This is a genomic window from Pseudomonas marvdashtae, assembly GCF_014268655.2.
Taxonomy (GTDB): Bacteria; Pseudomonadota; Gammaproteobacteria; order Pseudomonadales; family Pseudomonadaceae; genus Aquipseudomonas; species Aquipseudomonas marvdashtae.
The window spans coordinates 2,240,598-2,265,975 of the sequence record NZ_JABWQX020000001.1; the positions used below are offsets into that span (position 1 = coordinate 2,240,598).

Genomic DNA, 25,378 nt, shown 5'->3' on the forward strand with positions numbered 1-25,378 from the left:
GCTCCTGAATGACGGGGGTGAGGCTGAACTGCTTTTCTGATTAACGTCCCGCAGCCTTATCGCAGGGATCTTGCGCTTCGTCGCGGTACAGCGAACTGCGGTGGAAACTGAACAGGCGTAGTCGAATCTGTTTTTCAATCTCGATGATCACAAAGAGTGCCAGACCAATCCCGATGATGAGCAGACCATCGAGCAACGGTACCGACTGGGTATCAAACACCTTTTGCAACGGCGGCGCATAGGTGATGGCGAACTGCGCGAAAGTCACCGCAGCGACTGTCAGCCACACGACCGGGGTGCCTCGAACGGCCTCCCAGGTCAGGGACGTGCCGTAGAGATTACGTATGAAAAACAGGTGAAAGATTCCCATCACGACCAGGGTATTGACCGCCAGAGTGCGAGCCAGCTCCACGGGGTAACCGCGATCGAGCGCATAGGCAAAGATGCCGTAGACGCCGCAAAGGAAAAGAATCGAAACAAGCACCATATGCCAGATCAGGGCGCCGCTGATCAGCGGCTCATGCCTGGCACGCGGAGGCCTGCGCATGGTGTTTTCTTCGGTTGGCTCGAAAGCCAGTGCGATACCGAGGGTTATCGCGGTGATCAGGTTGATCCATAGAATCTGGATGGCCGTCACGGGTAACGTAAGGCCGAACAACAGCGCGACGATGATCGTCATGGTTTCGCCTGCGTTGGTCGGCAATGTCCAGCTCAACACTTTCTTGATGTTGTCATAGACGGTCCGGCCTTCGCGAACCGCGGCAACGATGGAGGCGAAGTTGTCATCGGCCAGGACTAGATCCGCGGCTTCCTTTGCCGCTTCACTGCCTTTATTGCCCATGGCGATGCCGGCGTCTGCACGCTTGAGTGCTGGTGCGTCGTTGACACCGTCGCCGGTCATTGCCACGGTCATGCCGTTCGACTGCAGCAACATCACCAGCCTGAGTTTATGTTCGGGGCTGGTGCGGGCAAAAATATTCACGTCTTTCAACGTTTCTTTCAGCACGGCGTCGTCCATGGCGTCCAAGTCGAGGCCGGTCAGGACCCGGTTGGGGTTCTGCAAGCCGATCTGTTGCCCGATCGCGGCGGCGGTGCCAGGGTGATCACCCGTGATCATTTTGACCCCGATACCCGCCGCCTGGCATTGCTTGACCGCCTCCACGGTTTCCGGGCGAGGCGGATCGATCATGCCCACCATGCCAAGCAAGGTCAGCGAACCCTGCACATCGGAGAACTCCAACAGCGCCTGTTCGGGTGCCACCGCCCGGGTTGCGAACGCCAACACCCTCTGGCCGTTGCGGCTGATGGCATTCGCCTGGTCAAGCCAATAGTGGGTATCGAGCCGGCCCGTTGCGGCTGTATCGATGCGTTGTTGCGTGCACATCGACAGCACCTGCTCAGGCGCGCCCTTGACGTAAATCGTAGCGTGTCGCTCATGGTTGTGATGCAACGTTGCCATGAAGCGGTGCTTGGCATCGAACGGAATCGCATCGGTGCGTGCCCAGGTGCGTCGCTCTTCGTCGCGGTCGATTCCAGCCTTGGCGGCAAATACCAGCAGCGCGCCCTCCATCGGGTCGCCTTCAACGATCCATGTGCTTTGGTGTTGTCTTAATGCTGCATCGTTGCACAGGGCTGCCGCTCGCCCGAGCTCGGCCAAGGTCGAATGATTGGCGGTGTCGATCAACTGATTCTCGAGATTGACGTTCCCAGCGGGTTGATAGCCCGCGCCATCTACCGTGAATGTGAGGTCACTGATGACGACCGACGCCACCATCATCTCGTTGCGGGTCAGGGTGCCGGTTTTGTCCGTGCAGATGACGGAGACCGAGCCCAGGGTCTCGATGGCGGGCAGGCGCCGGACGATGGCGTTGCGTCGGGCCATTGCTCGCACCCCGACGGCCAGGGTAATGGTGAGGACCGCGGGCAACCCTTCGGGAATGGCAGCGACCGACATGCCCACCACGACCATGAACATTTCGGTGAACGCGTAATGCACGACGAAATGTCCATAAACCAGCAACAAACCGGCGACAGCCAGAATCAATAAGGTCAGCCAGCGGGCAACGACGTTCATTTGCTGGACCAGTGGCGTGGTCAATGTCTCCACACCTGACAGCAGATGACTGATTCGCCCGATCTCGGCTAAAGGACCGGTGGCCACCACGACGCCGGTGGCTTGTCCGCAGGTGACCAGCGTGCCGCTGAACGCCATGCACGCCCGATCACCCAGGGCCGCTTCACTTCCCGCCGGTTCGGTGTGTTTTTCTACGGGAGCGGACTCTCCGGTCAGCAGGGCTTCCTGGATCTGCAGCCTGTTTGCGTGCAGCAGGCGCAGGTCCGCTGGGACTTTGTCGCCGGCTTCCAGCAGAACGATATCGCCCGGCACCAGCGCCTCGCCCGCGACACTCAAGCGTTCGCCGCCGCGAATCACTGCTGCCCGCGGTGCCAGCATCTGGCGGATGGCGTCCATGGCTTGTTCAGCCTTGCCTTCCTGGATATAGCCAATAAGGGCGTTTGCCAGCACTACCGCGAGAATCACTACCGTATCCCAGAGGTGCTGCAGCAGGGCGGTGATGGCCGCCGATCCCAGAAGCACATAAATCAAGATGTTGTGGAACTGCAGCGCAAAGCGTAGCCACGTCGGGCGCCGGGGTGACTCGGGGAGACAGTTGGGGCCGGCCTGGGCCAGTCGGGTCTGGACATCGGCAACGCTCAACCCGACTTGCTCACTGACCCCCAGGCGTTTGAGAACCTGTTCCGCCGGCAGGTTGTACCAGGCCTGCGGACGGAGTGGGGTGGTTGATGGGGTGTCAGTGGGCTTCATCGAGCAATTTTTCCCATGGAACCTGAAGCCTTGAATCGCCCAGGCGGTTAGCGACCAGTGCGCGATTAGTCGATCTGTTGCGGCGCAATCACCCATAAGCTGCACGGCATTTTGTACAACAGGCCCTCAACCGTGCTGCCGATCAGCTTGTCCAGACCGCTGTAGCGCACCCGGCCCATGACAATGACGTCGATATCATGGGAGGCCGCGTAGTTGACTAGAACCTTGGTTGGGTCGCCCATGATCATTCGCCGTTGTTGCGGTGCGATCCCGTTGCGTTCGACCAATGCGTCAAAGGCTGCGCCTTGGGATTCGTAGAGTTGTCGGGCCAGTGTCGAGGAGAAAAAGGTCGAACCGTTGCCAAAACCGTATTCGGCGGCGGTGATGGAGGAAAGGTCGTAGGCGTAGATGACTTCAAGTTCCGCATCGCAGCTGGCAGCCAGCTTGTTGGCTTCGGCCAGGATCCGGTCGTTGAGGCCTTCGTAGCGACCGTCGCGGTGAAAAGGGTCTATAGCGGCCACGATCTTGCGCGGGCGCGCATGGGCCACTTTGTTGACGAAGTGCAGCGGCACCTCGCATTCGCGCAGCAGGCGCACGTCCAGGGGGGTAAACATGAGGCGCGAGATCCAGGATTCAGGATCCACCGTCTTGATCAGTGCTTCCATCGGCGCTTCTTTGAGATGGACCAGGATTTCCTGCAGGGGGCGCTCCACCCACGCCACTTCCGTCGTGACCTCTATACCGAGCTTGCGCAGGGGCCTGGCTTTCTCCTCCAGCCAGTCCCGGTGGCGTTCAACGTAGCCCAGACGCATCTGCTCCAACGCCTGCTCGTTGACCAGGCTGGCCGTGGCGAGGCCTTCCAGGTAGTCAAAAGCGACAATGTGCAGCGCGGTGCCTTCGGCCTTGGCCAGTGCGGCCGCCCGGTCGAACGCCGGATTGTGTTCCATCAGCGGCGAGACGACTAGCATCAAGCGTGATTGAGTAGACATGGCAAACCTCCCGGACTAGGACTTACTGGGCACCGGGCGACCTTTTCCCGGCATGTGTCTGTCGGGATGATGATCGCCATCGGCGTTGGTCAATTGATCTACATCAAGCACCCTTCCATCACCTTCATGAAAAGCCTGCGTTCTTGGTCAATAGCGCTATGTTGGGTCAGGATTGCTCCCCCCGAGCTCCATGGGCCGCCCCGGAGCCAACCTCGTCCCCCTATGACCGTTTGACCTTGAACCTGCCCAACTCCCGCTGCATGAGCGCGGCCCGCTCCGACAGATCCTTGGCCGCCACCGCGCACTCCAGCGAGTTTGATTGATTTTTCTGCGTCACTTCGTCGATTTGCTCAAGCCCGATGCTCGCTTGCTGCAATCCGGAGGCCTGTTCGCTGGAGGCCTGGTAGATCAGCGACACCAAGTTGGACACTGCGCCAGTTCCATTGACGATATTTTTCAACGATTCGGCGGTGCGGCTAGCGATGACCATGCCGCGCTGCGTCTTGCTCGAGGAGTCGGAAATCAGCGCGGCGGTTTGCTGGGCGGCCTCGGCACTGCGCGCCGCCAGGCTGCGGACTTCGTCCGCCACGACGGCAAACCCCCGTCCCAGCTCACCCGCTCGAGCGGCCTCGATGGCGGCGTTCAAGGCCAGCAAGTTGGTTTGCGCGGCGATGTTGTCGATGGTGGTGATGATCGCCGTGATGTCTTTGCCCGAGTCGTCAATCTCGGCCATGGCGGCTATCAACTCGCCCATCAATTGATCGCTTTCTCCCGCATCGGCCCGTGATGCCTGGGATTGCTCATCCGCTTTCTTGGCGTTGGCGGCGTTGTCTCGGGTTTGAGCGGCCATTTGGGTCATGACCGCGCTGATTTCGGTAATGGACGACGCGGAGTTCGCCGCGCCGTCAGACAGCGACTGGCTGAGATCGGTGACCTGTCCTGAGCTGCCGGTGATCTGGGTTGCGCTGGACTGTACCTGTGAGATCAGTTGGTTGAGGTTACTGACCATTTTTTCCAGCGATTTGCCCAGGGTATCGTGGGGCGAGGACAACCGGACCTCCAGATCCAGGTCACCTTCGGAAATGCGCTCGGCGACTCGTACTTGCCGTTGCAGGCTTTCGGACATGTCGTTCAACGCCGCGGACAATTGTCCCACCTCATCTTCGGTTTCCTGCACCAGACGCCGCGAGAAGTCCCCCAGGCTGATGTTGGCCGCCAAGGCAGCGGCATCGCGGATTGGGCCGACAATTTTCGCGGCAGCGAACCACAACGCGACCAAGGCCAGTAGTGAGATGCCCAGACCGACAGAGACCTGCCAGATGCTGTTGTTGATACTGCGGGCCTGCAGCTCTTGCTCCAGGGCGATGGCCTGGCTCATGACCACGGCCTTGGGCAAACGAATCAGCACTGCCCAGGGTTTGCCGGTACGGCCAAGCTCAATGGGCATCAAGACTTCGATTTGTTGGGTTTGCGCATTGAGCAAGCCGTTACCGCGCCCGCTCTGGATGGTGCTCAGCACCGTTTCCCAAGACTCAGGCAACAACGCCTTGATGGGTTGGCCAATCAAGTCAGTGCGCTGACTGTCCGCCACTACCAAGCCCTGGTTGCTGAGGATCGATACCGAGCCTTTGCCGCCGTAAAGGTCGGCGGACATTTGCTCGCTGAGTTTCTGGATAAAGGCAATATCGAAGTCGGCCCCGACCACGCCCTGGAATTTGCCGTTGGCGACGATAGGGACCGACAGGGTGGTCAGCCAGACATTTTTTCCCTGGACCACGTAGGGAATGGGGTCTAGCACGCTTTCTTTCAGAGTGTCACGGGGGCCGCTGTACCAACCGCCTTTAGGCACGCCGTTGGGGTGGCGGTCCGAGGAGTCATACTCAACCAGCGGTTGCACCGCTATGTGGCCACCCGCGCTACGGGTCCAATAGGGCGTAAAGCGGCCCGTCGACGGATTGCTCCCATCCTGGGTCGCGCGAAACGCAAGGTCCTGCCCGTCCAGTGCATCTGGTTCCCAGCAGGAATAGGTCCCGTTGAAATCAGGGTTATCCTTGAGCACCCCGAGCAGTACGGTGTTGATCTGCTCTCGGCCCATCACCAGAGGGCTTTGCGAGGCTTTGCTCGCGGCAAAAGTGTTGGCCATGGTACGCGCAGCGTCCAGGGCATTTTGCAATTTGGCTTGGATGGCATTGGCGCGGGACTCCGCCAGGTTCTGGATCTCCCGGATAGTTGCGCGCTCAACCAAGGCAGAGACCTCGGCCGCTACGTATTGCTCGTTGGACTTGGCGGAAAAGAGCCCGTAGAGCACCAGGCTGAATGATGAAACAAACAGGCAGATGCCCGCTGTCATGCAGATTCTTACTTGCAGCGATTTGAGTTTCATAAAGCCTCCCAGCCCGATCTTTGGGCGCGCCGAGGATTACGGCGACAACCCTTGTGTTTTGCACGGTTCGGCCAATAACGTTGGGTTGCTTCGAACCCGATATGTCCAGTGCAAATGGCTGAGCTGGAGGATGTAGCGACGTTATTTTTCTGGCTCTGGCGGGAGGTCCTTTCCACGTTCTTTGATTTTGATTCGAACTGCAGGAGCGACCCGGTGAATATCCGGGCATCTATGAACGGGCGGATCAGGCACGTAGGAGTGGATTGTTGATGGCGCAACGGCATCAATAAATTGTACTTTGGTATCTTTTTCGTACAGGTTTTAGCGGCGTTATCCGCTGCCTTGTCTTTCCAATAGGTCCCTGCACCCCCATCGGCAATTAAGTGAACTTTTACCCCGCGGATTTTTCCACTGCTCAGACGTTGTGCGAAGGCATGGCGCTCGGATGTATGTGCGAAATAACATCACTCGGCAGAGCCTTCGATGAAAGTAGACACGTCACCCTCCAAGACCTCTTTGCGTCGCGCTGTCACGGGGCCGATGCTGTTTCTATTCATACTTGGCGATGTACTGGGCGCTGGCGTTTACGCGCTTGCGGGTACCATCGCCGGAGAGGTCGGCGGCGCGATCTGGGTGCCGTTGTTGATCGCGTTGTTCTTCGCAATGCTGACGGCAGGTTCGTATGCCGAACTGGTCTCGAAATATCCTCACGCGGGCGCAGCGTCCGTGTTTGCCGAAAAGGCTTTCAAGTCACCGCTGATATCTTTCCTGGTGGGTTTTTGCATGCTCGCCGCGGCGGTCACAAGTGCTGCTGGCCTCTCACTGGCCTTCGCAGGGGATTACCTTGCAGCGTTCATTGAAGTATCGCCCCACGTTGCGGCTCTGGTCTTCTTGTTGGCGATTGCGCTTTTGAATGCGCGAGGAATCAAGGAATCCCTGGGGGCGAATCTGGTGATGACCGTGATCGAGCTGTCCGGGTTGATATTGGTCATCGTCGCTGCGGGTTATTTTTTCAGCTCTGGCGAAGCCGAACTGGGGAGGTCGCTGGAATTCAAGCCTGGGGTCAGTCCAATGCTCGCCGTGTTGGGAGCTGCGTTGCTCGCATTCTATTCGTTCGTGGGTTTTGAGACTTCCGCCAATCTCGCGGAAGAGATCAAGGATGTTCGCAAGGTATACCCACGGGCCTTGTTTGCCGCGCTGATGACAGCGGGCGTCGTTTACATGGCCGTTGGGATCGCCGCTTCTTCAGTATTGGCGACGGAGAAACTGCTCGCCACCTCAGCCCCGTTACTCGAGGTGGTTCGGGCCTCCGGGCTTGACATCTCGCCTCGTCTATTCGCGTTTATCGCCCTCATCGCGGTTGCCAATGGGGCGCTGCTCACCATGATCATGGCCAGTCGACTCACTTATGGAATGGCCAATCTAGGGCTATTGCCAGATGTCTTGGGAAGGGTGCTGCCACATAGGCGCACTCCATGGGCGGCCATTATCGCAACGACGCTCGTAGCTATCGCACTGACGCTGACGGGGACTCTGGCGACGTTGGCGCAAACCGTGGTCCTGCTTTTGTTGTTCGTTTTCCTCAGCACCAACATGGCCGTGTTGGTGTTACGCAAGGACAAGGTTGGGCAGGAGCATTTTCGAATTCCCACCTGGGTACCCTTGCTGGCTATCGTGTCTTGTCTCGTATTGCTGAGTCAGCAAGACTTGGGCACTTGGCTACGAGGCGCGGCACTTATCCTGGTGGGGATGCTGCTGTATGTCTTTGCTCGAATGACCGCGCCTGTTGCCGTAAAACCGAACTAGCCGGGAAGGCGTTGCAGAGCGCGCGTGCTTGGCCACAGCAGCGCGGCCAGGCCGATGGCATAGACCACCGCAAACAGCACGTAGGCGATACGGGTGGAAAACAGCTGGGGCGTTTCTGTCGGCAATGGCGATACACCGAGCCCGAACAGGATAAGGAAGGTGATTAGCCCACCGCCGAATATCTTGCCAGTGGCGTTGCCGATGGCGGCTTTGCCGGCAAACAGCAGGCTTACCAGCAACAGGACCAGCGCCACCAGCCACAGGGTCGGGCGAAGTTCAAACAGCGTGAAGGCCACGGACGCCGCCACCCCGCCTAGCAGGTTGACCAACACCAAGCCGAGGGCGGTGCGGCTGCTCATGCCCAGGGAGAACTGGCTAAGCAGCGAGGCCACCGTAATGGGCACGACTATCGCCGTGGCCAGCCGTGGGTCGCTCAGGCACAGCGCAACCATCGCCAGCAGGATCGCCGCGCTGGCCAAGGCCTGGCGAATCACCAGCGTCAGCTCGTGCGGCTGGGCGAGTGCCTGGTCGGCATATTCACCTGCAGGGTCAGGTAGCAGCGCATGGGTGCCCCAGGTCAGCAGCAAACCCAGGCCGACCGCCTTCACCAGCACTAGTACGATAGATTCGCCCAGGTCGGGCTGCACGATATCGAGCATCGGCACCACAATCGCAATGACCAGCATCAGCGCCGGTCCCGCGCCGCCCAGTTGTTGGCCTTGGGCGATAAAACAGGCGAAATAAAACAGCCACAACAGCGGCAGCAGCACCCAAGGCCGCTCACCGAGCAAGCCGGTGACAAATACCAGCAGGGCGCCGGTCAGCATACTTACCAGCAACGTCGTCAACCCTTGGGACAGCGCTGGCGCGCGGCGGCTGGCCAAGAGGAACTGGATGGCGAACAAGGGCGCGAGAAACGGCAAGATATCGCCCAGGACCAGACCCGTGCACAAGCCCACGGTCACTGCCAGGGCGACGCGCAGTCCCTGGCGTTTGATCCGCAGCCGCTCCTGGGCAGCTTGCCCTTCAGTTGACATAGTTCAGCCAGGCGCCCAAGCGTGTCATGAATGCCCCCAGCGCGTTAGTCATGGGATTGTCGTCGGTATAGATCACCACGCTCACCTGTGAGCCGTAACGCGGGCCAACCGGGTGTGGTTCCTCCACGATCAGGCGTACCGGAAAGCGCTGAGGGTCACGCACCCAACCACTCTGGTTGCGCACCGAGGGCAGGGCCGAGTTGCTGCTGCCCTGTTGCGCGACACCCCAGCCGACGCTTTCAACCCGGCCTTTGAACACGCGGCCCGGCAATACATCGAAGACCAGCTCCGCCGGGTCGTCGGCCTGCACATGCTCCAGGCTGTTTTCCTTGAAGGCGGCAGACACCCATACGGTGCCTCTGTCGATGAAGGTCAGTGCCGGTTGGCCGGCGCTGACGACCTGGCCCACGGCGAGCTGGAGATGGGTGATCACGCCATCGGCGGGTGCGATGACTTCGGTACGCACCAAGTCGAGTCGGGCTTTTTCCAGCGAGGCCAGGGCTTGCTTGAATTGCGGGTTGTCGTTGCCTTTGGGCCCGAGTTGCTGGCGCGCCCGTTCCAGGTCGGCCTGGGCTTTGCTCACGGCCGCCTCGGCGGAGCCCAACGAGGCTTTCGCTTCATCCTGGCGGGCGGCGGCGAACACGCCACGCTCGACCAGTTGATTCACCCGTCGGGCTTGCTCGCGTATGTTGTCGCGCTGCGCTCGCGCCGACACCAGCTGCGCCTGGGCGGCATCCACCGAGGCGGTGCTCGCACCCACTGCCTGGCCGGTTTCCTCCAGCCGCGCTTCAGCCTCGCTGACGACAAGTCTGTAGGGTTGCGGGTCGATACGAAACAGCACCTGGCCGGCCTTCACCCGGGCATTGTCCAGCACCGCTATTTCCGTCACACGGCCACCCACTTCTGCAGCCATTTCCACCACATAGGCTTGCACCACGGCTTGCGACGTCGAGGGCGTGCGGCGCTCCATGAAAATGGAGAGGATGAACAGCACGGCGATCAACACCGCAACGCCCAGCGCAATGCGCCGTAGCGGATTGGCGGGTACAGGCTTTTCAGGAAGCGGTTCAGTGTGTAACTCAGGCTCGACGGAACGGGGCGAATCGGGCATATCGGCACCTGCAAGTCATGGCCATTGAAGAAAACTGATAGAGCGCCGGGGCGGCGATCCGGACGTTGTCTCAGATCGCGTCGGCGGTGGTGACCCGTGCGGAGCGGATAAACAGGGCGCGCAGTTTCTCCCAGAAATTGCCGCCCAGGACGAAGAAGCTGCCGACCAACAGTGCATCGGCAAGCAATTGCAACGCCCAGCTATTAGGACGTAGACCGGGTGCGAGGGCATCGACATAAGGTTCAAGAAACGAGCACACCAACGGCAGGCAGAACATCACCAGGCCAATACGGTGGCGGGTGGCGCTTACCTCCTGCTCAGCGCTGGGCACAAGGCCCGACACATAGCCGAACACCTTCTGCTTGAGCTCCTGAAAACCTGCCTTGCCCATCACTGCGATGACCAGCAGCAACAGCACCTTGTTGATGATGAACAGCGCGCCGGTGATCGCCGCGATGGTGGAGCGGGGTACATCCGCAGCCGCTGCCAGCGGTACCAACAACCATAACGCGAGCATCAGGCAAAGAATGGCGATGCCTGTCTTGAAGCGCCATTTCGCAGAACTTGACGTTGCCGGGGGCTGTACCGTGGCCATGCTGCGTTACCTTCTTGGAGTTTTTATTGGTTATGGTCTGGAGCGAAACAAAGCTTAGCAGCTGGACGGCCAATGCGTTGACTGGCGGCACCCCGCAGGATGCGAGTCTGTAAGGCGCCGCTGAGAGCAATCAGCCCGTTCGCCCATTACTTCGTCCAGGCCCCGAGCGAAGCGGGCACCTTGGGACTATGCTCACGGCCACTGCAGCACGTGAGAATGGCATGAACACTAAATCGATCAACGTCTTGTGGGGCATCGCCGGCTGCTTGACCGGACTGGCGATGATCGCCGCCGGTCCGGCCCGAGCTGCCGACGGCCCTACCGCCAGTCATAGCATCGCCTTCAGCAATTCCTACGCGGGCAGCGACTTTCGCAAAGTGATGGTGCGCAACTGGCAGGAGATTGCGGCCCAGGCGCAAAAGGATGGCTTGATCCGCGAGGCTCCGGTGGTCAGCGCCAATAATTCAGCGTCGGAACAAGCGGCGCATATCCAGGACATGATCGTCAACGGCGTCAACGCCATCGTCATCCTGGCCGCGTCCGACACGGCCCTCAACGGGGTGATCCGCGACGCTTGCAACGCCGGCATCGTAGTGGTTGTCATGGCCAGCCTGGTCACCGAACCCTGCGTCTATACCGTGGACTACAACTGGTCCGCCATGGGCCGCGTGGAAATCGACTACATCGCCGAGCGCCTCAAGGGGAACGGAACGCTGCTGGAGATCCGCGGCATTGCCGGCGATGCCACCGATAAAAACATCAGCGACGGCATTCGCAAGGCCGCCAGCGACTATCCGGGCCTGAAATTCGCCAAGACCGTCTATGGGAACTGGACGTCTTCCGTGGCACGCAAGGAAGTGGCGCTGGCGCTGCCGTCGCTGCCCAATATTGATGCCGTCGCAACTCAAGGGGGCGATGGTTATGGCGCGGCCATGGCGTTCAAGGCGGCGGGACGCCCTTTGCCGATCATCGTGATGGGCAACCGTCAGGACGAGCTCGCCCTGTGGAAACAAGAGCGCGACGCCAATGGCTACGAGACCGTCTCTGTTTCCGCCTCCCCAAGCGTCTCCCAAGTGGGGTTCTGGGTGGCCCAGCAGATTCTGGCGGGCAAGCAAGTACCGAAGTTCGTCGAAGTGCCGTTGGTGCGTATCGATGCGAAAGACCTGGACGCCTGGCTCGTCACCATGCCGGTGGGCGGCGCCGCCAATCCTTCCTATGACCAGGCTTCCGTCGTGGCGATGATCGAGGCGGCCAACAACAATACGCCGGCGTCTTTGCCCGAGGTGACGAAGCAGTAGTGGCGGGCAGGGTACGAGGCGCCATGTTGACATTCAAACCCACCACGGACAGGCCCATCGCCGTCAGGATCGGCCTGGCGGTCGCCGCGCTGGTGTTCCTGATGCTGACGGTGTCGCTGGTGAACCTCTACGGCTTGCGCGGCATGGTCCGTGCGGTGGATTCCGCCAGCCATTCCGCGGAAATCCTGGCCTCGGTAAACGGGGCCACCGGACGGGTAGAAAACTTCATTGCCACCCGCGACCAGGAAAGCCTGTCCCAGGCCGAAGGCATGGTGGCGACAGCTATCGCCGGCCTCACCGCCATTCCGGTGGCCGAGGCGCAATCGCTCAAGGGCAGTCTGGAAAGGCTCGCCGCGGCGATCGCCACCTTGGGCGCGGCGAGCCTGACCATGGATGGCGAAACGGAGAACATGACGGCTCACTACGGCCGGATGCGAGAGGCGACGATCCTCGTTGAACAGGGCATTGCCGATGGGCTGAAGGGGCTCGATTCCCGCGCCGATGATCACGAAGCGCGGGTGAGCAACATCGAAAGCGCCCATCGCATCCTGGATATCCTGCGTAACGGCGAACGTATCATCACCGCCAATGTGGCCAAGATGCTGGTGAGCGGTGATGAGGCATCGGCGACTGCGGCGCGCAACGCCTGCGCGGCACTCCAGCCCGTGGTCGAACAATTGCGCGAGGTGATGGGGGCACCACAGGAGAGAGAGGCCCTGGAGCAGTTGGCGACGGCGCTCGCTGCTGCCAGCTTGTCGGTCGAGCACCTTGGCGAGGCGCCCAAGCTTCGGGGAGGCGAGGCTCTACGGCATCTCGCTGCCGTCGGGGATATGGCCGAGCGCCTCGAGATAATGTTGGGTGACACGGATGGGCAGGTTGCCCATGACGCCAGCGACATTCAGGCAGCCACCGGTTTGCTGCAAAATGCAGCCGCGTTGTCCAAGCGTTTCGCCGAGCGTGTGGCCACCCTGGAAGCGCAGACCTTGTCGTTTCGCCTGTCTCCTTCGGCCGAGATCGCCAATTCGGTCGGTGCCATCCTGGACGAACTTTCCCGTCTATCCCGCGTTCTTCCATCGTCAGCAGGGCTGCAAAGCAGGGCTACATCCCTGACGGTCACCGATCAGATTGCCGGGTACCGGGCGGCATTCGCCAGGTTCCATCAAGCGAGCAACGCCTTGAGCGGCGCGCGTGACCAGGTTCGCAACGAGGCTCGAAGCGCCGGCCTGTTGGTGGCGCGCTTCGCGGGTGAAGCGCGCTCCGACGCCTTGGTCCACAATGATCGCGGCATGCTCGCGACGATAGTTGCCGGTACCGTCGCCATCCTCCTGGCGGGCGCCATCGCCTGGAGCACGTCGCGATTCGTCGCGCAGCCGATCGTGGCCCTGGCCTCGGTCATGCGCCGGCTTGCGGCTGGCGACCTGAACGCCGAGATCGCCAGGGCCGGACGCGGCGACGAAATTGGAATCATGACCCGCGCCGTACGGGTGTTCCAGGAAAATGCCCTGCGCATCCGGGTGCTGGAGGCTGAGGCCGAGGCCGAACGACAGCAAGTCCAGGCCTCCTTGGAGAGAATGGTCGCCGAACGGACCGACACGCTGCACCACCAGACCGAAGTGCTGGAGGCGCAAGCCATCGAACTCATACAGGCGCGCAACCAGGCCGAGACGGCTAACCAGGCAAAAAGCGATTTCGTTGCCACGGTCAGCCATGAACTGCGCACCCCCTTGACCCTCATTCTCGCCCCCCTGGAGCAGCTCTCGGCGGCGGCCATCCCGCCGGCGGACTGGCATGTGCAAGTCGAACGCGCCCAACGCAATGCGCTGCGCTTGATGAACCGGGTGAACGACATCCTCGATTTTTCCAAGGCCGAAGCGGGCAAGTTTGAGTTGTGTCCGGCGCCCATCGACTTGAACAAGATGGTGGGTGTGCTGGCCGAGGATGCCGCCATGGTGGCCGAGGGTAAAGGCTGCTCCTTGACCTGCAACATCGATCCTGCGCTGGGCACGGTGTTCCTGGACCCCCGGCACTTCGAGAAGATTCTTCTTAACCTTGTGAGCAATGCCATCAAGTTCACGCCCGCCGGCGGCACCGTGCACCTGGCAGTGACGCCCCTTGATGGCGAGCGATTTGAACTCGCGGTGCAAGACTCGGGCATTGGTATTGCGCCGGACAAACTGCCGTTGTTGTTCCAGCTTTTTTCCCAGATCGACAACTCCGCTACGCGTCACTACAGCGGCACAGGCATTGGTCTCGCCCTGGTCAAGGACCTGGTCGAACTGATGGGGGGCGAAGTTGGCGTCAACAGCGAGCCCGGACGGGGTTCGTGCTTCTTTGTCCGGCTTCCGCTGGGGGCTGAGCAAAACATCTTGCCGGCCGAAGCCAGTACGATGCATGAGCGATCGTCATTGAGCACAGCGAGTACAGCCGAGCAGCGCCACCTGCGTTTCGATGACGGGCGTCATGGCAGTGGCGATGACCGAGCTTCAATGGAAGTCCCGGATGGGCAACACCCGGAACGCGCTTCGCATTCCAGAGTGTTGGTGGTAGACGACAGCCCGGAAATGCTCAGCTACCTGGGCGAACTTTTGCAGAGCGACTACATCGTCGCCACCGCAACGGATGGAGAGCAGGCGTGGGCACTCCTGCAGCGTCGCCCCATTGATGTCGTCCTCTCGGATGTGATGATGCCGAAGCTCGACGGCTTCGGCCTGACCGCCAGGATCAAAGCCAGCGCCGGTTTCGCCCATTTGCCGGTAATCCTGTTGACCGCTCGCGGCGGCGCCGAGGCCTGCGTCTCCGGGCTGGAGAGTGGCGCCGATGACTACATCGCCAAGCCGTTCTCGCCACTGGAGCTCAAGGCGCGCATACGCGCGGCGCTACGCATGAGCCAGGTGCAAGCCGAACTGCAGGCAAAATCCCGCCAGGCGGGCATGGCCGAAATCGCCACCACTGTGCTGCACAACGTCGGCAACGTTCTGAACAGCGTGAACGTCTCGGCAGAACTGGTCAGCAGCCTGATGCGCACCTCCAAAGCCCAGGGGCTGGGCAAGGTGGCCCAACTGATGAACGAACATATTCATGACCTGAGCGACTTTCTCACCAAAGACCACAAAGGAAAGATGCTGCCTGACTACCTGCGCAAGCTGGCGGAGGTGGTGACGGCAGAGCAACAGGGCATCATCGAAGAGCTTGGACAGCTCACCAAGGGCATTGACCACATCAAAACCATTGTCGCTGCCCAACAGTCCTATGCCGTTGCTGTCAGTGTGGTCGAGACCGTGCCGGTCGCAGAGTTGATCGATGATGCCTTGCGCATGAGTGCCGGATCACTGGAGCGCCAGGGGGTGGCGGTGGTCAAGGAAGTTGCCGACTTGCCCCTGTTGTCGCTGGACCGGCACCGGATGTTGTTGATTCTGGTGAACCTGATCCGTAATGCCAAACAGGCCTTGGGCGGTGTGATCGATCGCAGCCCGTGCATCACGTTCAGCGCCGCTCTCACTGACGGGCCAGTGTTGCGTATCACGGTGGCTGACAACGGCAATGGGATCGCGCCTGAGCACCTGACGCGGATCTTTTCCCATGGTTTCACTACGCGCAAAGACGGTCACGGTTTCGGCCTGCACAGCTGCGCGCTGGCCGCGCAGGAAATGGGTGGCAGCTTGAGCGTGCACAGCGACGGGACTGGACAGGGCGCGACCTTTACCCTCGATGTTCCTCTTGATGCGCCGCTGGGTAAGTGATGAGCACCGAAGCGGCAGATTTTCCACTGGGTTGACCAGGCCTGGCTCATCAAATAGACAGCGCAGGCGGCAACGCGAGGAATGTTGCGCCGCCGCCCACGGTCGTCGATTGATGTCAGGACATCGATTCTTCGCCGCCCGGCCAATCTTTCGTCGGGATGTCGCTGATCGTGCCTTCTTTGACACCGTCGATGCCGTAGCGCTCGATCGAGCCGCCGAGCACTTGGGCGAAGTCATCGGCCTTGGCCTGTTGCTGCCCCTCCCTGACCAACCCGGGGATCAGCGCGGCGAGCACGGCGACGCCCCCGGCAAGGACACCCAAGACCCCGGCTGCACCGGCTATACCGGACATGTAAGGGATCAGCCGTGGCAGGCTGGCGCTGAGCAACCCAAGGCCGCCCTCTACGGCTGACGCCGCACCGGCCAAGGCACCCAGCGCGCTGGCCGTGATGCCGAAACCACCGGTCAGCTTGTCGCCGCGACGAATCGCCTGCACGCCGTCAAAGATCCCGTAGGCGCCCATCGCCATACCTGCCAGCCCACCCAGGCCTTTTGCGCTGTCCTCGAATCTGTTGGCAATGATCTTGGCGTTCTTGCCGTCCTTGACGTTGTCCTTGAGCTGCTGGAGCAAATCGCTGGGTAGCTTGCCGGTCCGCATGTCGTCGATCGACTGTTCTCCGTTCTTGATCGCGGTATCCAGATACTCCTTGTAAGCCTTGGTGCCGCCTTCGGTGAGCACGGTGGCGGTCATGACTGAGCCGGTGGCAATATCGACCATGTTCCTTTCGGTCAGCTTGCCTGCGCCCTGTACGCCACGGGCAATCGTCACGCCAGCCAGGAACAGGCCACTTACCCCGTGCAGGACACCGCTGCTGTACGCACCTTTGCCCTCGCCGCTGATATCGAATTTAGCCAGGGCGTTCATGCTGTCCAGGGACTTGATGCCCTGGCGGAACATGTCCCAGTTGCCGCGAAAACCCGCCAGGATCTGGTCGGTTGTGGTCATGGTGCCGTCTTTGTTCATCAGCAGTTCGGGTGATTCGCGACGTATCTCGTCAATCAGCTTGCGCACTTTTCCTTCGTCGAGCTCCGCGCCGCCATCCTTGCCGTAGGCCGCTTTCAGGTCATCGAAGGTTGCGCCCTTGAAGGCGTTCTCCTGGACGATGCTGGAGAAGTTGTCGTTCAGCTGCTTGTCGAGCGTGCCGGTGAACTCCGGGTCCAACGCGCCGTTGTAGAGCGCAACTTCCATGCTGAAAGCGCCGGCAGCCGCTTCCGGCGTTTCGGTCTTGAGCAGCTCGCGCAGACGATCGCCCGAGGCCAGCGTGTCTTTGTAGTAGGCCTTGAATTCTTCACTGTGGGAGGACTTGCCTACGCCTGCCTGGATCTCGTCGGCCTTGTCGATGCCCAACATCGTCTGGAGACTGCGCGCAGTGGCATAGAAATCCGCCAGCGCCTTGGGTTGATCAACCTTGCCGTCCTTGGTAGCGGCGTCCCAGGCTTTGTCCAGTGCCTTGCCGGATTTGATCTGGTCCTCGTAGGTTTTGGTCGCCGCTGCCTTGAGCTCCGGGCTGTCATCAAACAGCTCCTTCATGGCTTCATCGCCACGGGTCTGGAGAAACTCAGCCGTAGGCTTGTCCTTCTGGAGGATGGCGATGTGGTCGTTGATATCCTGCAGCACCTTGTCCGGTTCCCAGAACGCGCCGGAGCCGTTGGCAATGGCTACCTTGCCGTAGTCGTCGCCCCACATCCCGGCGGTGGCGCCGTCGACCACCAGTTTTTGCGCATTCTGCAGGTCCATCAGCACAGCGGCTTTTTGCTCTGCCGTGTATTTTTCGGGGTGCTTGAAGACATCTGGGCCCAGCTTGCTGGTGTCGACATTGTCGGTCACGTTGCCCGATACCACGCTCGACAGCATGCTGGTCAGCCCAGGGGCATCCGCCGGGGCGGTGTTCTTCAGCCAGGTTTGGATGTCGGCCTTGCTGACCTTGCCGTCGGCGCTATTGGCCAGTGGATTGCTGGCGGCGTCGAGCATTTTGAACGCACCCGGCTGTGACCAGAACTCCAGCGCTTCCTTCTCCTTGGCGCTGAGCTGGGGGTTGGCGTCTTTGTAGTCGCTGATGTTCTGTTCGGTCAATGTGCTGTCGGCGCCGGTCTTGCCGCGAATCGAGTCGTACTTCTGCTCCAGGATGGCGGCGTACTGGGCGATTTGTTTGGAGCCAGCGTCGGCGTCGGGTTTGGCTTTGAGAAAGTCCTTGTAGCTGGCGATATCCTCGCTGGCCTGGGCCTTGGGCAGTGACTCGAAGCCGAACTTGCCGAAATCCTGCAAACGTCCTGCCTCGGTGCCGTGTTTGGCTTCGCCGCTTTTGGTGAAGCCGTCGACACTGCTGTTGGCAACGTCGCCGCCGCTGAGAACCTTGCCGCTCTCATCGTAGCCAACCACGCGATCAAGCACCTGGCTGGCCCGGAACGCGGCGTCCGGGTCATTCTCGAAGTCGCCGACACGTTCCTTGAGGGCATCTTTTACGCCGCTCTGGTTACCGAGGTTTTTAAGCAGGGGATTGGCGTCGATGATATCGCTGGCAGAGCGCTTGTCGCCCTCCGGAAGCTCCCAGACGATGCCGGCTTTTTCACCTGCCTCGCGAGCCTTGGGATCGCTGCCAACGTTGGCGGCAGTTTCAAGTTTGCCATTGAGGCTGTCGAAGCCGCCCTTGCCGAAATCCTGCAGGCGACCCGCTTCAGTGCCGTTTTTGGCCTCGCCGCTTTTGGTGAAGCCATCGACGCGGTCGTTGTTTACATCCTTGCCCGCCAGGCGTTCGCCGTTCGCGTCAAACCGCACAATGTGGTCCAGCACCTGCTTGGCGCGATAGGCGGCGTCCGGGTCATTCTCGAAGTCGCCGACCTGCTCCTTGAGCATGTCTTTCACGCCACTTTGGTTGCCGAGGTTCTTCAATAAAGGGCTGTCGTCGATGATCTCCCGCGCGGAACGTTGGTCATTTTCCGGCCTTTCCCATTGGATGCCCCGTGCATCGGCCTTTTCACGCACGGCCGGGTCATCGGCCACCGCGTCGACGTTCTTGAGCTGGCCCTCGAGGTTATCGAAGCCATACTTGCCGAAATCCTGCAGGCGCCCGGCTTCGGTACCGTGCCGCGCCTCCCTGCGGCTGGTGAAACCGTCCACTCGGCCGTTGTTGACATCTTTACTGGCCACGCGGTTACCGCCTTCGTCCAACTGCTCGATGTGTTCGAGCACCTGCGTTGCGCGATAGGCCGCGTCACGGTCGGTTTCGAAGTCGCCCACTCGCTCCTTGAGCTTATCTTTCACGCCAGCCTGATTGCCCAGATTCTTGAGCAATGGACTGCCGTCGATGATCTCTTGCGTCGAGCGATGATCGTTCTCGGACAGTAGCCATTCGATACCGGCTTCCTTGGCCTTGGCGCGCTGAACCGAGCCGTCCCACTGGGATTCGGATTGGTTTTTATCCGGGGTTTTTGTCACATCCGTCACGGTGAGAGACATAGTCGGGCTCCTGTATCGATGAGTATCAAGGCTGTCACTATAAACACTGCTGATTAGCTGTTTATTCGCTGTGTTAAATATCAGTGACGCACAATGAGTAATGTGACGTGGCGCACATATTAGTCCTGAGAGTGGTATGTCTTAGGCGGCGCGCTTCAGTCTTCTGATCGTTTGATTTTTTCGGCAAAGTTGATCGTCGCAGCGACCGAAGCTGAACTTCGGTGAGACGGGGACATTATCAGAATGATGCGCAAAGGAGAGGAGGCGTCCGGAGGTTTCACAACGTTTCACAACGTTGCTTTCCTTAAAATCAAGCTCTAGCTTGAGGCTTAGAGGCGAAAGCATATTCACTGATATTGAGGAGCCAGTACTGAGTGGCAGCGACCACTAATAAAAATAAAGTTCCTGACAGCATCAATGGAAATGTTTTGAATTATATTTTGCAAATAGTTGTTGGGTGAAGGCTAAATGATATTGCGCAGCTGTCTGTTAGTTGTGGGTGCGAGGTTTCACAAGTTTTCACAGCCTTGAATAGTTTCATCTGCGTAGTATCGGTTCGTGCAGGGCGGTGAGCTGAAGTTTAATTGTAATAAAGCTTCCTTACTGTGATGCCTGAAGTATGAACACGCCGCGTTGCGGCTGAAGACATCCCATCTAAAGCAAGGAGATCCAACATGAGTGAAGTCCCTCCAGCAAGCTCCGGCGGCGGCGCAGATGCCGCAATCGCAAAAATGGAAGCCACGTTCAACATGGCTATCGAGAAGTCGGCAAAGATCACCGAGCTGACCACAGCCAAAAAAGCTGAGCTCGATGCGACCAAGCAACGTCCGCAGAACTGACGTCGCTGCGCGGGCAGCCGCAAGGCTGCTCGCCTACCTGGCCCTTACGCTGCATTTCACTCTACGCTTTTCGGTGTCTGACTCGCCCTTGCCTGCGCGCACCACTCGGGTAACCCGATATGACAGCCCTGATTTCCCTGACCCCGGCGCCTGGTTCATCGGCTGCGGGAAAGAGCGTTCCACTGCTCAGCATCACCCATGGCCTGCATCAAGGGGTAACGCTCACCCTCGACAAAGCCACCTACATTATTGGCAGTGCCGGTAGCGCTGATCTGTTGCTCAGTGACGCCGGCATTGCTGAGCGGCACATGGCCCTGCGTTTCGCTAACGGCCGAGTGGCGGTCGAAGCCCTTGGCGGCGATGTCATCGTCATCGGGCCTGATGCCCAGACGCTCAGGATTCCCATCGGCAGCGGCCATCGCACGGGGTTTCCGCTGGCTGTGCGCATTGGCGATGCTCGCTTGACCCTGAACAATGCCTGCAATCAATCCGAGCCTGCGGACCACGTCATGCGCTCATCGCGGCGGGCGCCGCAATGGATCATCGCGTTGCTGTTGATGTTTTTATGCCTCGGCGCGTTTGCCTTTCGCGGTGAACCCGTTTCACCCATGGAGCCGCCGACGCGCAGCCAACTGAGTGCGCCCGTCGATGCAAATCACCCGAGCACCGCAACGGCAGCGCAAGCCGCGACCTGGCTTGAGCAACAGCTGGCGGCAGCCCGTTTGAATCAGATAAACGTCAGCGAATCCGATGGCCAGCTCAACGTGCAGGGCCGCTACGATCCCGCGCAGAAAAGCCAGTGGATGCGCGTGCAACAAGCCTATGACGGCCGCTTTGGCCAACAAGTGGTGCTGCATGCAGATGTCGCTCCTCGCGCCGAAGTCGCCACGCCACGGGTACGTTTCCAGGCAGTCTGGTTCGGCACTAATCCTTATGTCGTCAATGAGAGTGGCAAGCGCTTGTACCCAGGCGCCGCCCTGGCCGATGACTGGACGTTGGAGCGCATCGAAAACGACCAAGTGATTCTCGCCCGGGGCGAAGAACGGTTCACCTTCACCCTATGAAAATCGATCCGCGTCCGCTGCTGCCGACCACTACCGGGAAAACCCCTGCGACCGACCCTGTCCAACCGGCGAACCTGCGTCAGGGCGCGCGTTTCGAAACGGTCCTGAGCAAGCGTGAAGTCCTGGCGCGTCGCTCATTGCGCGGCGACGTCGAGCAGTCTTCAAGTGTCGACGGTATCGCTGCGCAGCTGTTCGGCAGCACTCGTTCCCTGGAGATTCTCGAATACGTCCTGCACAACGTCCTGCCGGGCCTGGACGCAGAGACGGAGGTGAAGACCCTGGCCCATGAACTGATCAGCGAGGAAATCGACATGCGCCGCAGCCTGGAGCAACAGCGCGCCGAGGTGCAGGCCTGATGCGCCACGAAATGCTCAGCCGCCAAGAGCAGGACGCCGTCGAGTTGCTCAAGGGCATGGGCGAGCTCTATCGCCGTGGCGGCCAACCGCAAAAAGGCTTGGTGATGCTGCTGATTGCGGTGCATCTGGCACCGCGCGATCCCATGTTGCTGCGTGGCCTGGCGATGGCCTTCACCGACAGCGCCCAGCCGGCCCGCGCATTAAATGCGTTGGACCGGTTGGTGGCGGCCGAAGGCGAATCGCCGGGCGCGTTGTTGCTACGCAGCCGCGCGTTGTGGGGCGCCGCACGGAAGGAAGAGGCGCGCCAGTGCTTCAAACGTTATCTGATCGCCCGCAGGGCCGCTCGATGATGCGGGTCATGAACCACCTGAATGCCCTGGCACGCGTCGCCGCCACGCGCAGCGACGTGGTCATTGTTGCGTTCATGCTGATGGCCATCGTGATGATGATCATCCCGCTGCCCACTTGGCTGGTCGACGCGCTGATCGGCATGAACATTGCGCTGAGCATCCTGATCCTGATCGTCGCGTTTTATATTTCGCACTCGGTGGAGTTCTCCGCGCTGCCACCGCTGATCCTGCTCAGCACGCTGTTTCGCCTGTCCTTGTCAATCACCACCACGCGTTTGATTCTGCTGGATGGCAACGCCGGTCACATCGTCAAGGCCTTCGGCGATTTTGTCATCGCAGGCCAGGTTGTGGTGGGCCTGGTGGTGTTCTTGATCATCACGGTGGCGCAGTTCGTGGTGATCACCAAAGGCGCCGAGCGCGTCGCCGAGGTCGCGGCGCGCTTTACCCTGGACGCGATGCCGGGCAAGCAAATGAGCATCGATAACGACCTGCGTAACGGCGACATCGATCAGCCCGAGGCCCGTCGCCGTCGCTCGCGACTTGAGCGCGAAAGCCAGATGTTCGGCGCCATGGACGGCGCAATGAAATTCGTCAAAGGCGATGCGATCGCCGGGCTGGTGATTCTTTCGGTCAATCTGCTGGGTGGCATGCTGATTGGCATGCTCGAGCGGGATATGTCATTCGGCGACGCGGCGCATACCTACTCGCTGCTGACGGTGGGCGACGGGCTGATCGCGCAGATTCCGGCGTTGTTGATTTCAGTGGCGGCGGGGACGGTGGTCACCCGCGTCAACAGCGACAACGCCAGCGGAAACCTCGGCACGGAAATTCTGCAGCAACTGGGCGCCAGTCACATGGCGCTGGGGTTGACGGCGTTGATCCTGCTGGGCGTTGCGCTGCTGCCAGGTTTCCCGGCGCTGGTTTTCATTGGCCTGGCAGCGGTGCTTGGAGGCGCGGCATTCGTCATGTACCGCCGTGGCCGGGTGGTCGAGGTGCTTGCCGTTGAAGCTGTCAGCGAAGCGGCTGACGATCAAGCACCCGTGCCCGAACCATCCCAGCTGCTTGGCAAGCCGCTGGACAGCCGGCTGTTGCTCAGCATGGGCTCGGCGTTGGGCCAGGCGGCGCCGGAGCTGCCGCTGCGCCAGCGACTTGAAGCCTTGTGTCATGACATTCGCGCTGACCTGGGAATCGAAGTGCCCGTGCCCGACCTGTATATCGATCCGTCGATGGCGGCCAACCGCTTTGTCATTGAGCTGGAGGGCGTGCCGGTCAGCGAAGGCGACTTGCCCCCCGATTGCTTGTTGCTCAAGGACGATCCGGTGCATGCGCACTTGCTCGACATTGCGCTGCTGGAGCACGATTCGCCCCTCAGCCAGCGGCCGGCGCATTGGCTAGAACGGCATCATCAGGACAGCCTGCAAGAGGCCGGCATCGGTTTCATGCTGCCTGACGAGGTGCTGCGCGCCATGGTCGAGCGCACGGTGCGCCGTTACGCAGCGGATTTTCTCGGGATCCAGGAGACCCGAGCGATCCTCGAGCGCATGGAAGGCCTCTACAGCGAGTTAGTCAAGGAAGTGCTGCGCATCGTGCCGTTGCAACGCATCGCCGAGGCCCTGCGCTTGCTGATCGCTGAAGGTGTCTCGATCCGCAATCAACGCGCATTGCTCGAGGCAATGGTCGAATGGGGCGCGCGGCAAACCGATGCACCGGGTCTGGCCGAACAACTGCGCGCCGCACTGGCCCGCCAGATCAGCCACCAGTTCGCCGACCGCAACCGGGTCATCAGCGCCTTCGTGCTCACCCCGGGCCTGGAAGAACAATTGCGCACGAGCACGCGGCGTCTGGAGAACCCTGGCGATTCATTGCCCGAACACACCAACCGCGCGCTGCTGACGCAAATGCGTCACGCCTGTGAGCGCTTGCCTGAGGAAGGCCAGACGGTATTGCTGGTGCATCCCGAATTGCGGCGTGGCATGCGTCGCCTGGTGGTGCGCGGCGAGCTGGAACTGGCGGTCCTGTCGTTTCGCGAGCTGGCCGGCGAGTACAACCTGCAAGCACTCGGCACCATCAGCCTGAACGAAATCACTCATCGACGCCCAGCCAGCGGCGTCCCGATTACTCAGATGGCGAGCGCCTCATGACGTGTTTTGTGCAGTTTCGTGGCTTCTGGATAGCCGCCGTTGCAGCGTTGGCGCTGCCCGTGATCGCCTGTGCGCAGACCATCGCCGAAGGCAGTACCGGCAACCTTGACCTGGCGTCCGGCGAAGGGCGCATCTTGAGCTTCACGGCACCGGTTGACTCGGTGCTCGTCGCAGACCCCGGTATTGCCGATTTGCAGGTGGTGTCACCCGGGTTGATTTACGTGTTTGGCAAAGCCCCCGGGCAGACCAGCCTGATCGCCCTAAGCCCTGATGGCGAGCAACTGGCGGCGTTGAGCCTGTCCGTCAGCAGCGGTACCCAGGCCATCAGTCGCCCGCTAAAGGCGCTGCATCCAGGCAGCAGCGCGCAGATATCGGCAATCGGTAATCGAGTCGTGGCCAAAGGCAGCGTCAAGAGTGTGGGCGAGGCCACCGACTTGAACGCGCTGCTGAGTACCGAAGGCCAGGATTTCAAGAGCGCAATCAACGGTGCGTCATACGAGGGCTCGGCGCAGGTCAACATCCGCGTGCGGTTTGCCGAGGTGTCGCGCTCCGAACTGCTGCGCTACGGCGTCAACTGGAACGCATTGTTCAACAACGGCACGTTCTCATTCGGCCTGCTCACGGGCGGCGCGTTGGCGGCAGAGGCGGCCAGTGGTGGCTCCAACGTGATCAGCGCCGGGCTGACGTCGGGCAATGTGAATATCGACGCGATGCTTGAGGCGCTGCAAAGCAACGGCATCCTCGAGATCCTTGCCGAGCCGAACATCACGGCCATGACCGGCCAGACCGCGAGTTTCCTTGCCGGGGGTGAAGTCGCCGTGCCGGTGCCGGTAAACCGCGATCTGGTCGGCATCGAATACAAGCAATACGGCGTGTCGCTGCTGTTCAGCCCGACGGTCCTGCCCAACGACCGAATCGCCCTGCAGGTGCGTCCTGAAGTGAGCAGTCTGATGGCCTCCAGTACGGTCAGCGTGGGCGGTTATCAAGTGCCGTCGTTCAGGGTGCGGCGTGCCGATACGCGGGTTGAGGTCGGCAGCGGCCAGACCTTCGCGATCGCCGGGCTGTTCCAGCGCGAAAGCAGCCAGGACGTAGAGAAAGTACCAATGCTTGGCGACATGCCGATCCTCGGCAATCTGTTTCGCTCCAAGCGCTTTCAGCGCAATGAAACCGAACTGGTGATTCTGATCACGCCGTATCTGGTACAGCCGGTACGTGCGCGAACCCTTGCCACGCCACTCGACGCTCGACCTGCGGACACCACCACGGCATCGGCGGGGCCGCGCAACGGCGGGATGTTCGGCTTCTACATGAATTGAACAGGGAGCAAC

15 protein-coding genes and 4 pseudogenes are annotated in these 25,378 nt (G+C 60.7%); 11 read left to right on the forward strand and 8 right to left on the reverse strand.

Annotated features, from left to right (window positions below; translation table 11 throughout):
- Window positions 1–40: 40 nt before the first annotated feature.
- The 4 genes and pseudogenes from HU742_RS10250 to HU742_RS27070 all read right to left on the reverse strand — a co-directional run.
- Window positions 41–2,824: a cation-transporting P-type ATPase gene (locus tag HU742_RS10250; RefSeq protein WP_186631322.1), complete on the reverse strand. Its 2,784-nt coding sequence runs from the start codon at window positions 2,822–2,824 to the stop codon at window positions 41–43.
- A gap of 65 nt (window positions 2,825–2,889) precedes the next feature.
- Window positions 2,890–3,813, reverse strand: a complete 924-nt coding sequence (locus HU742_RS10255) for a universal stress protein (protein ID WP_186631325.1) — start codon at window positions 3,811–3,813, stop codon at window positions 2,890–2,892.
- A gap of 220 nt (window positions 3,814–4,033) precedes the next feature.
- Window positions 4,034–4,939 (reverse strand): methyl-accepting chemotaxis protein, encoded by a 906-nt coding sequence (locus tag HU742_RS27065; RefSeq protein WP_437179896.1) that lies wholly within the window; start codon window positions 4,937–4,939, stop codon window positions 4,034–4,036.
- A pseudogene (locus HU742_RS27070) lies at window positions 4,934–6,196 on the reverse strand (PDC sensor domain-containing protein); the annotation flags it as partial. The gene HU742_RS27065 and the pseudogene HU742_RS27070, both read right to left, overlap by 6 nt.
- Before the next feature lie 483 nt (window positions 6,197–6,679).
- On the opposite strand from HU742_RS27070, the gene HU742_RS10265 reads away from it, so the two are divergent.
- Window positions 6,680–8,002: an APC family permease gene (locus HU742_RS10265; protein WP_225923557.1), complete on the forward strand. Its 1,323-nt coding sequence runs from the start codon at window positions 6,680–6,682 to the stop codon at window positions 8,000–8,002.
- On the opposite strand, the gene HU742_RS10270 is transcribed toward HU742_RS10265, so the two are convergent.
- From HU742_RS10270 to HU742_RS10280, 3 genes are all read right to left on the reverse strand, one after another.
- A complete protein-coding gene (locus HU742_RS10270; RefSeq protein ID WP_186642411.1) occupies window positions 7,999–9,039 on the reverse strand; it encodes a DUF2955 domain-containing protein in 1,041 nt (346 codons plus the stop codon). The genes HU742_RS10265 and HU742_RS10270 overlap by 4 nt on opposite strands.
- A complete protein-coding gene (locus HU742_RS10275; protein WP_186642412.1) occupies window positions 9,029–10,150 on the reverse strand; it encodes an HlyD family secretion protein in 1,122 nt (373 codons plus the stop codon). The genes HU742_RS10270 and HU742_RS10275 overlap by 11 nt, the downstream gene beginning before the upstream one ends.
- 70 nt (window positions 10,151–10,220) lie before the next feature.
- Window positions 10,221–10,745: a transporter suffix domain-containing protein gene (locus HU742_RS10280; RefSeq protein ID WP_186642413.1), complete on the reverse strand. Its 525-nt coding sequence runs from the start codon at window positions 10,743–10,745 to the stop codon at window positions 10,221–10,223.
- Between the two features lie 221 nt (window positions 10,746–10,966).
- Here HU742_RS10280 and HU742_RS10285 point away from each other — a divergent pair, with 221 nt between their 5' ends.
- The 4 genes and pseudogenes from HU742_RS10285 to HU742_RS27085 all read left to right on the forward strand — a co-directional run.
- Window positions 10,967–12,043, forward strand: coding sequence for an ABC transporter substrate-binding protein (locus HU742_RS10285; RefSeq protein WP_186642414.1), 1,077 nt, complete (start codon window positions 10,967–10,969; stop codon window positions 12,041–12,043).
- Between the two features lie 1,286 nt (window positions 12,044–13,329).
- Window positions 13,330–14,379, forward strand: a pseudogene (locus HU742_RS27075) (sensor histidine kinase); the annotation flags it as partial.
- A gap of 210 nt (window positions 14,380–14,589) precedes the next feature.
- Window positions 14,590–14,925: pseudogene (locus HU742_RS27080) on the forward strand (response regulator transcription factor); the annotation flags it as partial.
- Window positions 14,926–15,444: 519 nt separating this feature from the next.
- A pseudogene (locus tag HU742_RS27085) lies at window positions 15,445–15,783 on the forward strand (ATP-binding protein); the annotation flags it as partial.
- A 115-nt stretch (window positions 15,784–15,898) separates the two neighbouring features.
- On the opposite strand, the gene HU742_RS10295 reads toward HU742_RS27085, so the two are convergent.
- Complete coding sequence (locus HU742_RS10295; RefSeq protein ID WP_186642416.1) at window positions 15,899–19,300, reverse strand: type III effector HrpK domain-containing protein; 3,402 nt, start codon at window positions 19,298–19,300, stop codon at window positions 15,899–15,901.
- A gap of 674 nt (window positions 19,301–19,974) precedes the next feature.
- Between HU742_RS10295 and HU742_RS10300 the strand changes: the two genes are divergently transcribed.
- The 6 genes from HU742_RS10300 to HU742_RS10325 all read left to right on the forward strand — a co-directional run bounded on the left by HU742_RS10300 (window position 19,975) and on the right by HU742_RS10325 (window position 25,366).
- Window positions 19,975–20,139 carry a hypothetical protein gene (locus HU742_RS10300; protein WP_162835389.1) on the forward strand — a complete coding sequence of 55 codons (165 nt, stop codon included), beginning with the start codon at window positions 19,975–19,977 and terminating at the stop codon, window positions 20,137–20,139.
- A 119-nt stretch (window positions 20,140–20,258) separates the two neighbouring features.
- Complete coding sequence (locus tag HU742_RS10305) at window positions 20,259–21,203, forward strand: SctD/MshK family protein (RefSeq protein WP_186642417.1); 945 nt, start codon at window positions 20,259–20,261, stop codon at window positions 21,201–21,203.
- Window positions 21,200–21,559, forward strand: a complete 360-nt coding sequence (locus HU742_RS10310; protein WP_186642418.1) for a hypothetical protein — start codon at window positions 21,200–21,202, stop codon at window positions 21,557–21,559. The genes HU742_RS10305 and HU742_RS10310 overlap by 4 nt, the downstream gene beginning before the upstream one ends.
- Entirely contained in the window at window positions 21,559–21,909 is a 351-nt protein-coding gene (locus HU742_RS10315) for a tetratricopeptide repeat protein (protein ID WP_437179879.1), read from the forward strand. The genes HU742_RS10310 and HU742_RS10315 overlap by 1 nt, the downstream gene beginning before the upstream one ends.
- The gene (gene sctV, locus HU742_RS10320) at window positions 21,909–24,050 is read left to right on the forward strand and encodes a type III secretion system export apparatus subunit SctV (protein ID WP_186642939.1); all 2,142 of its coding nucleotides are present in this window, start codon (window positions 21,909–21,911) and stop codon (window positions 24,048–24,050) included. Before HU742_RS10315 ends, sctV begins: the two co-directional genes overlap by 1 nt.
- Window positions 24,047–25,366, forward strand: a complete 1,320-nt coding sequence (locus HU742_RS10325; RefSeq protein WP_186642419.1) for a type II and III secretion system protein family protein — start codon at window positions 24,047–24,049, stop codon at window positions 25,364–25,366. The genes sctV and HU742_RS10325 overlap by 4 nt, the downstream gene beginning before the upstream one ends.
- The last annotated feature ends 12 nt before the right edge of the window (window positions 25,367–25,378 follow it).

Excerpts from the sequence above, each read along its gene's own strand:
- HU742_RS10250 (WP_186631322.1), bottom strand. The coding sequence starts at position 2,824 with ATGAAGCCCACTGACACCCCATCAACCACCCCACTCCGTCCGCAGGCC.
- HU742_RS10255 (WP_186631325.1), bottom strand. The coding sequence starts at position 3,813 with ATGTCTACTCAATCACGCTTGATGCTAGTCGTCTCGCCGCTGATGGAA.
- HU742_RS27065 (WP_437179896.1), bottom strand. The coding sequence starts at position 4,939 with ATGTCCGAAAGCCTGCAACGGCAAGTACGAGTCGCCGAGCGCATTTCC.
- HU742_RS10265 (WP_225923557.1), top strand. The coding sequence starts at position 6,680 with ATGAAAGTAGACACGTCACCCTCCAAGACCTCTTTGCGTCGCGCTGTC.
- HU742_RS10270 (WP_186642411.1), bottom strand. The coding sequence starts at position 9,039 with ATGTCAACTGAAGGGCAAGCTGCCCAGGAGCGGCTGCGGATCAAACGC.
- HU742_RS10275 (WP_186642412.1), bottom strand. The coding sequence starts at position 10,150 with ATGCCCGATTCGCCCCGTTCCGTCGAGCCTGAGTTACACACTGAACCG.
- HU742_RS10280 (WP_186642413.1), bottom strand. The coding sequence starts at position 10,745 with ATGGCCACGGTACAGCCCCCGGCAACGTCAAGTTCTGCGAAATGGCGC.
- HU742_RS10285 (WP_186642414.1), top strand. The coding sequence starts at position 10,967 with ATGAACACTAAATCGATCAACGTCTTGTGGGGCATCGCCGGCTGCTTG.
- HU742_RS10295 (WP_186642416.1), bottom strand. The coding sequence starts at position 19,300 with ATGTCTCTCACCGTGACGGATGTGACAAAAACCCCGGATAAAAACCAA.
- HU742_RS10300 (WP_162835389.1), top strand. The coding sequence starts at position 19,975 with ATGAGTGAAGTCCCTCCAGCAAGCTCCGGCGGCGGCGCAGATGCCGCA.
- HU742_RS10305 (WP_186642417.1), top strand. The coding sequence starts at position 20,259 with ATGACAGCCCTGATTTCCCTGACCCCGGCGCCTGGTTCATCGGCTGCG.
- HU742_RS10310 (WP_186642418.1), top strand. The coding sequence starts at position 21,200 with ATGAAAATCGATCCGCGTCCGCTGCTGCCGACCACTACCGGGAAAACC.
- HU742_RS10315 (WP_437179879.1), top strand. The coding sequence starts at position 21,559 with ATGCGCCACGAAATGCTCAGCCGCCAAGAGCAGGACGCCGTCGAGTTG.
- sctV (WP_186642939.1), top strand. The coding sequence starts at position 21,909 with ATGCGGGTCATGAACCACCTGAATGCCCTGGCACGCGTCGCCGCCACG.
- HU742_RS10325 (WP_186642419.1), top strand. The coding sequence starts at position 24,047 with ATGACGTGTTTTGTGCAGTTTCGTGGCTTCTGGATAGCCGCCGTTGCA.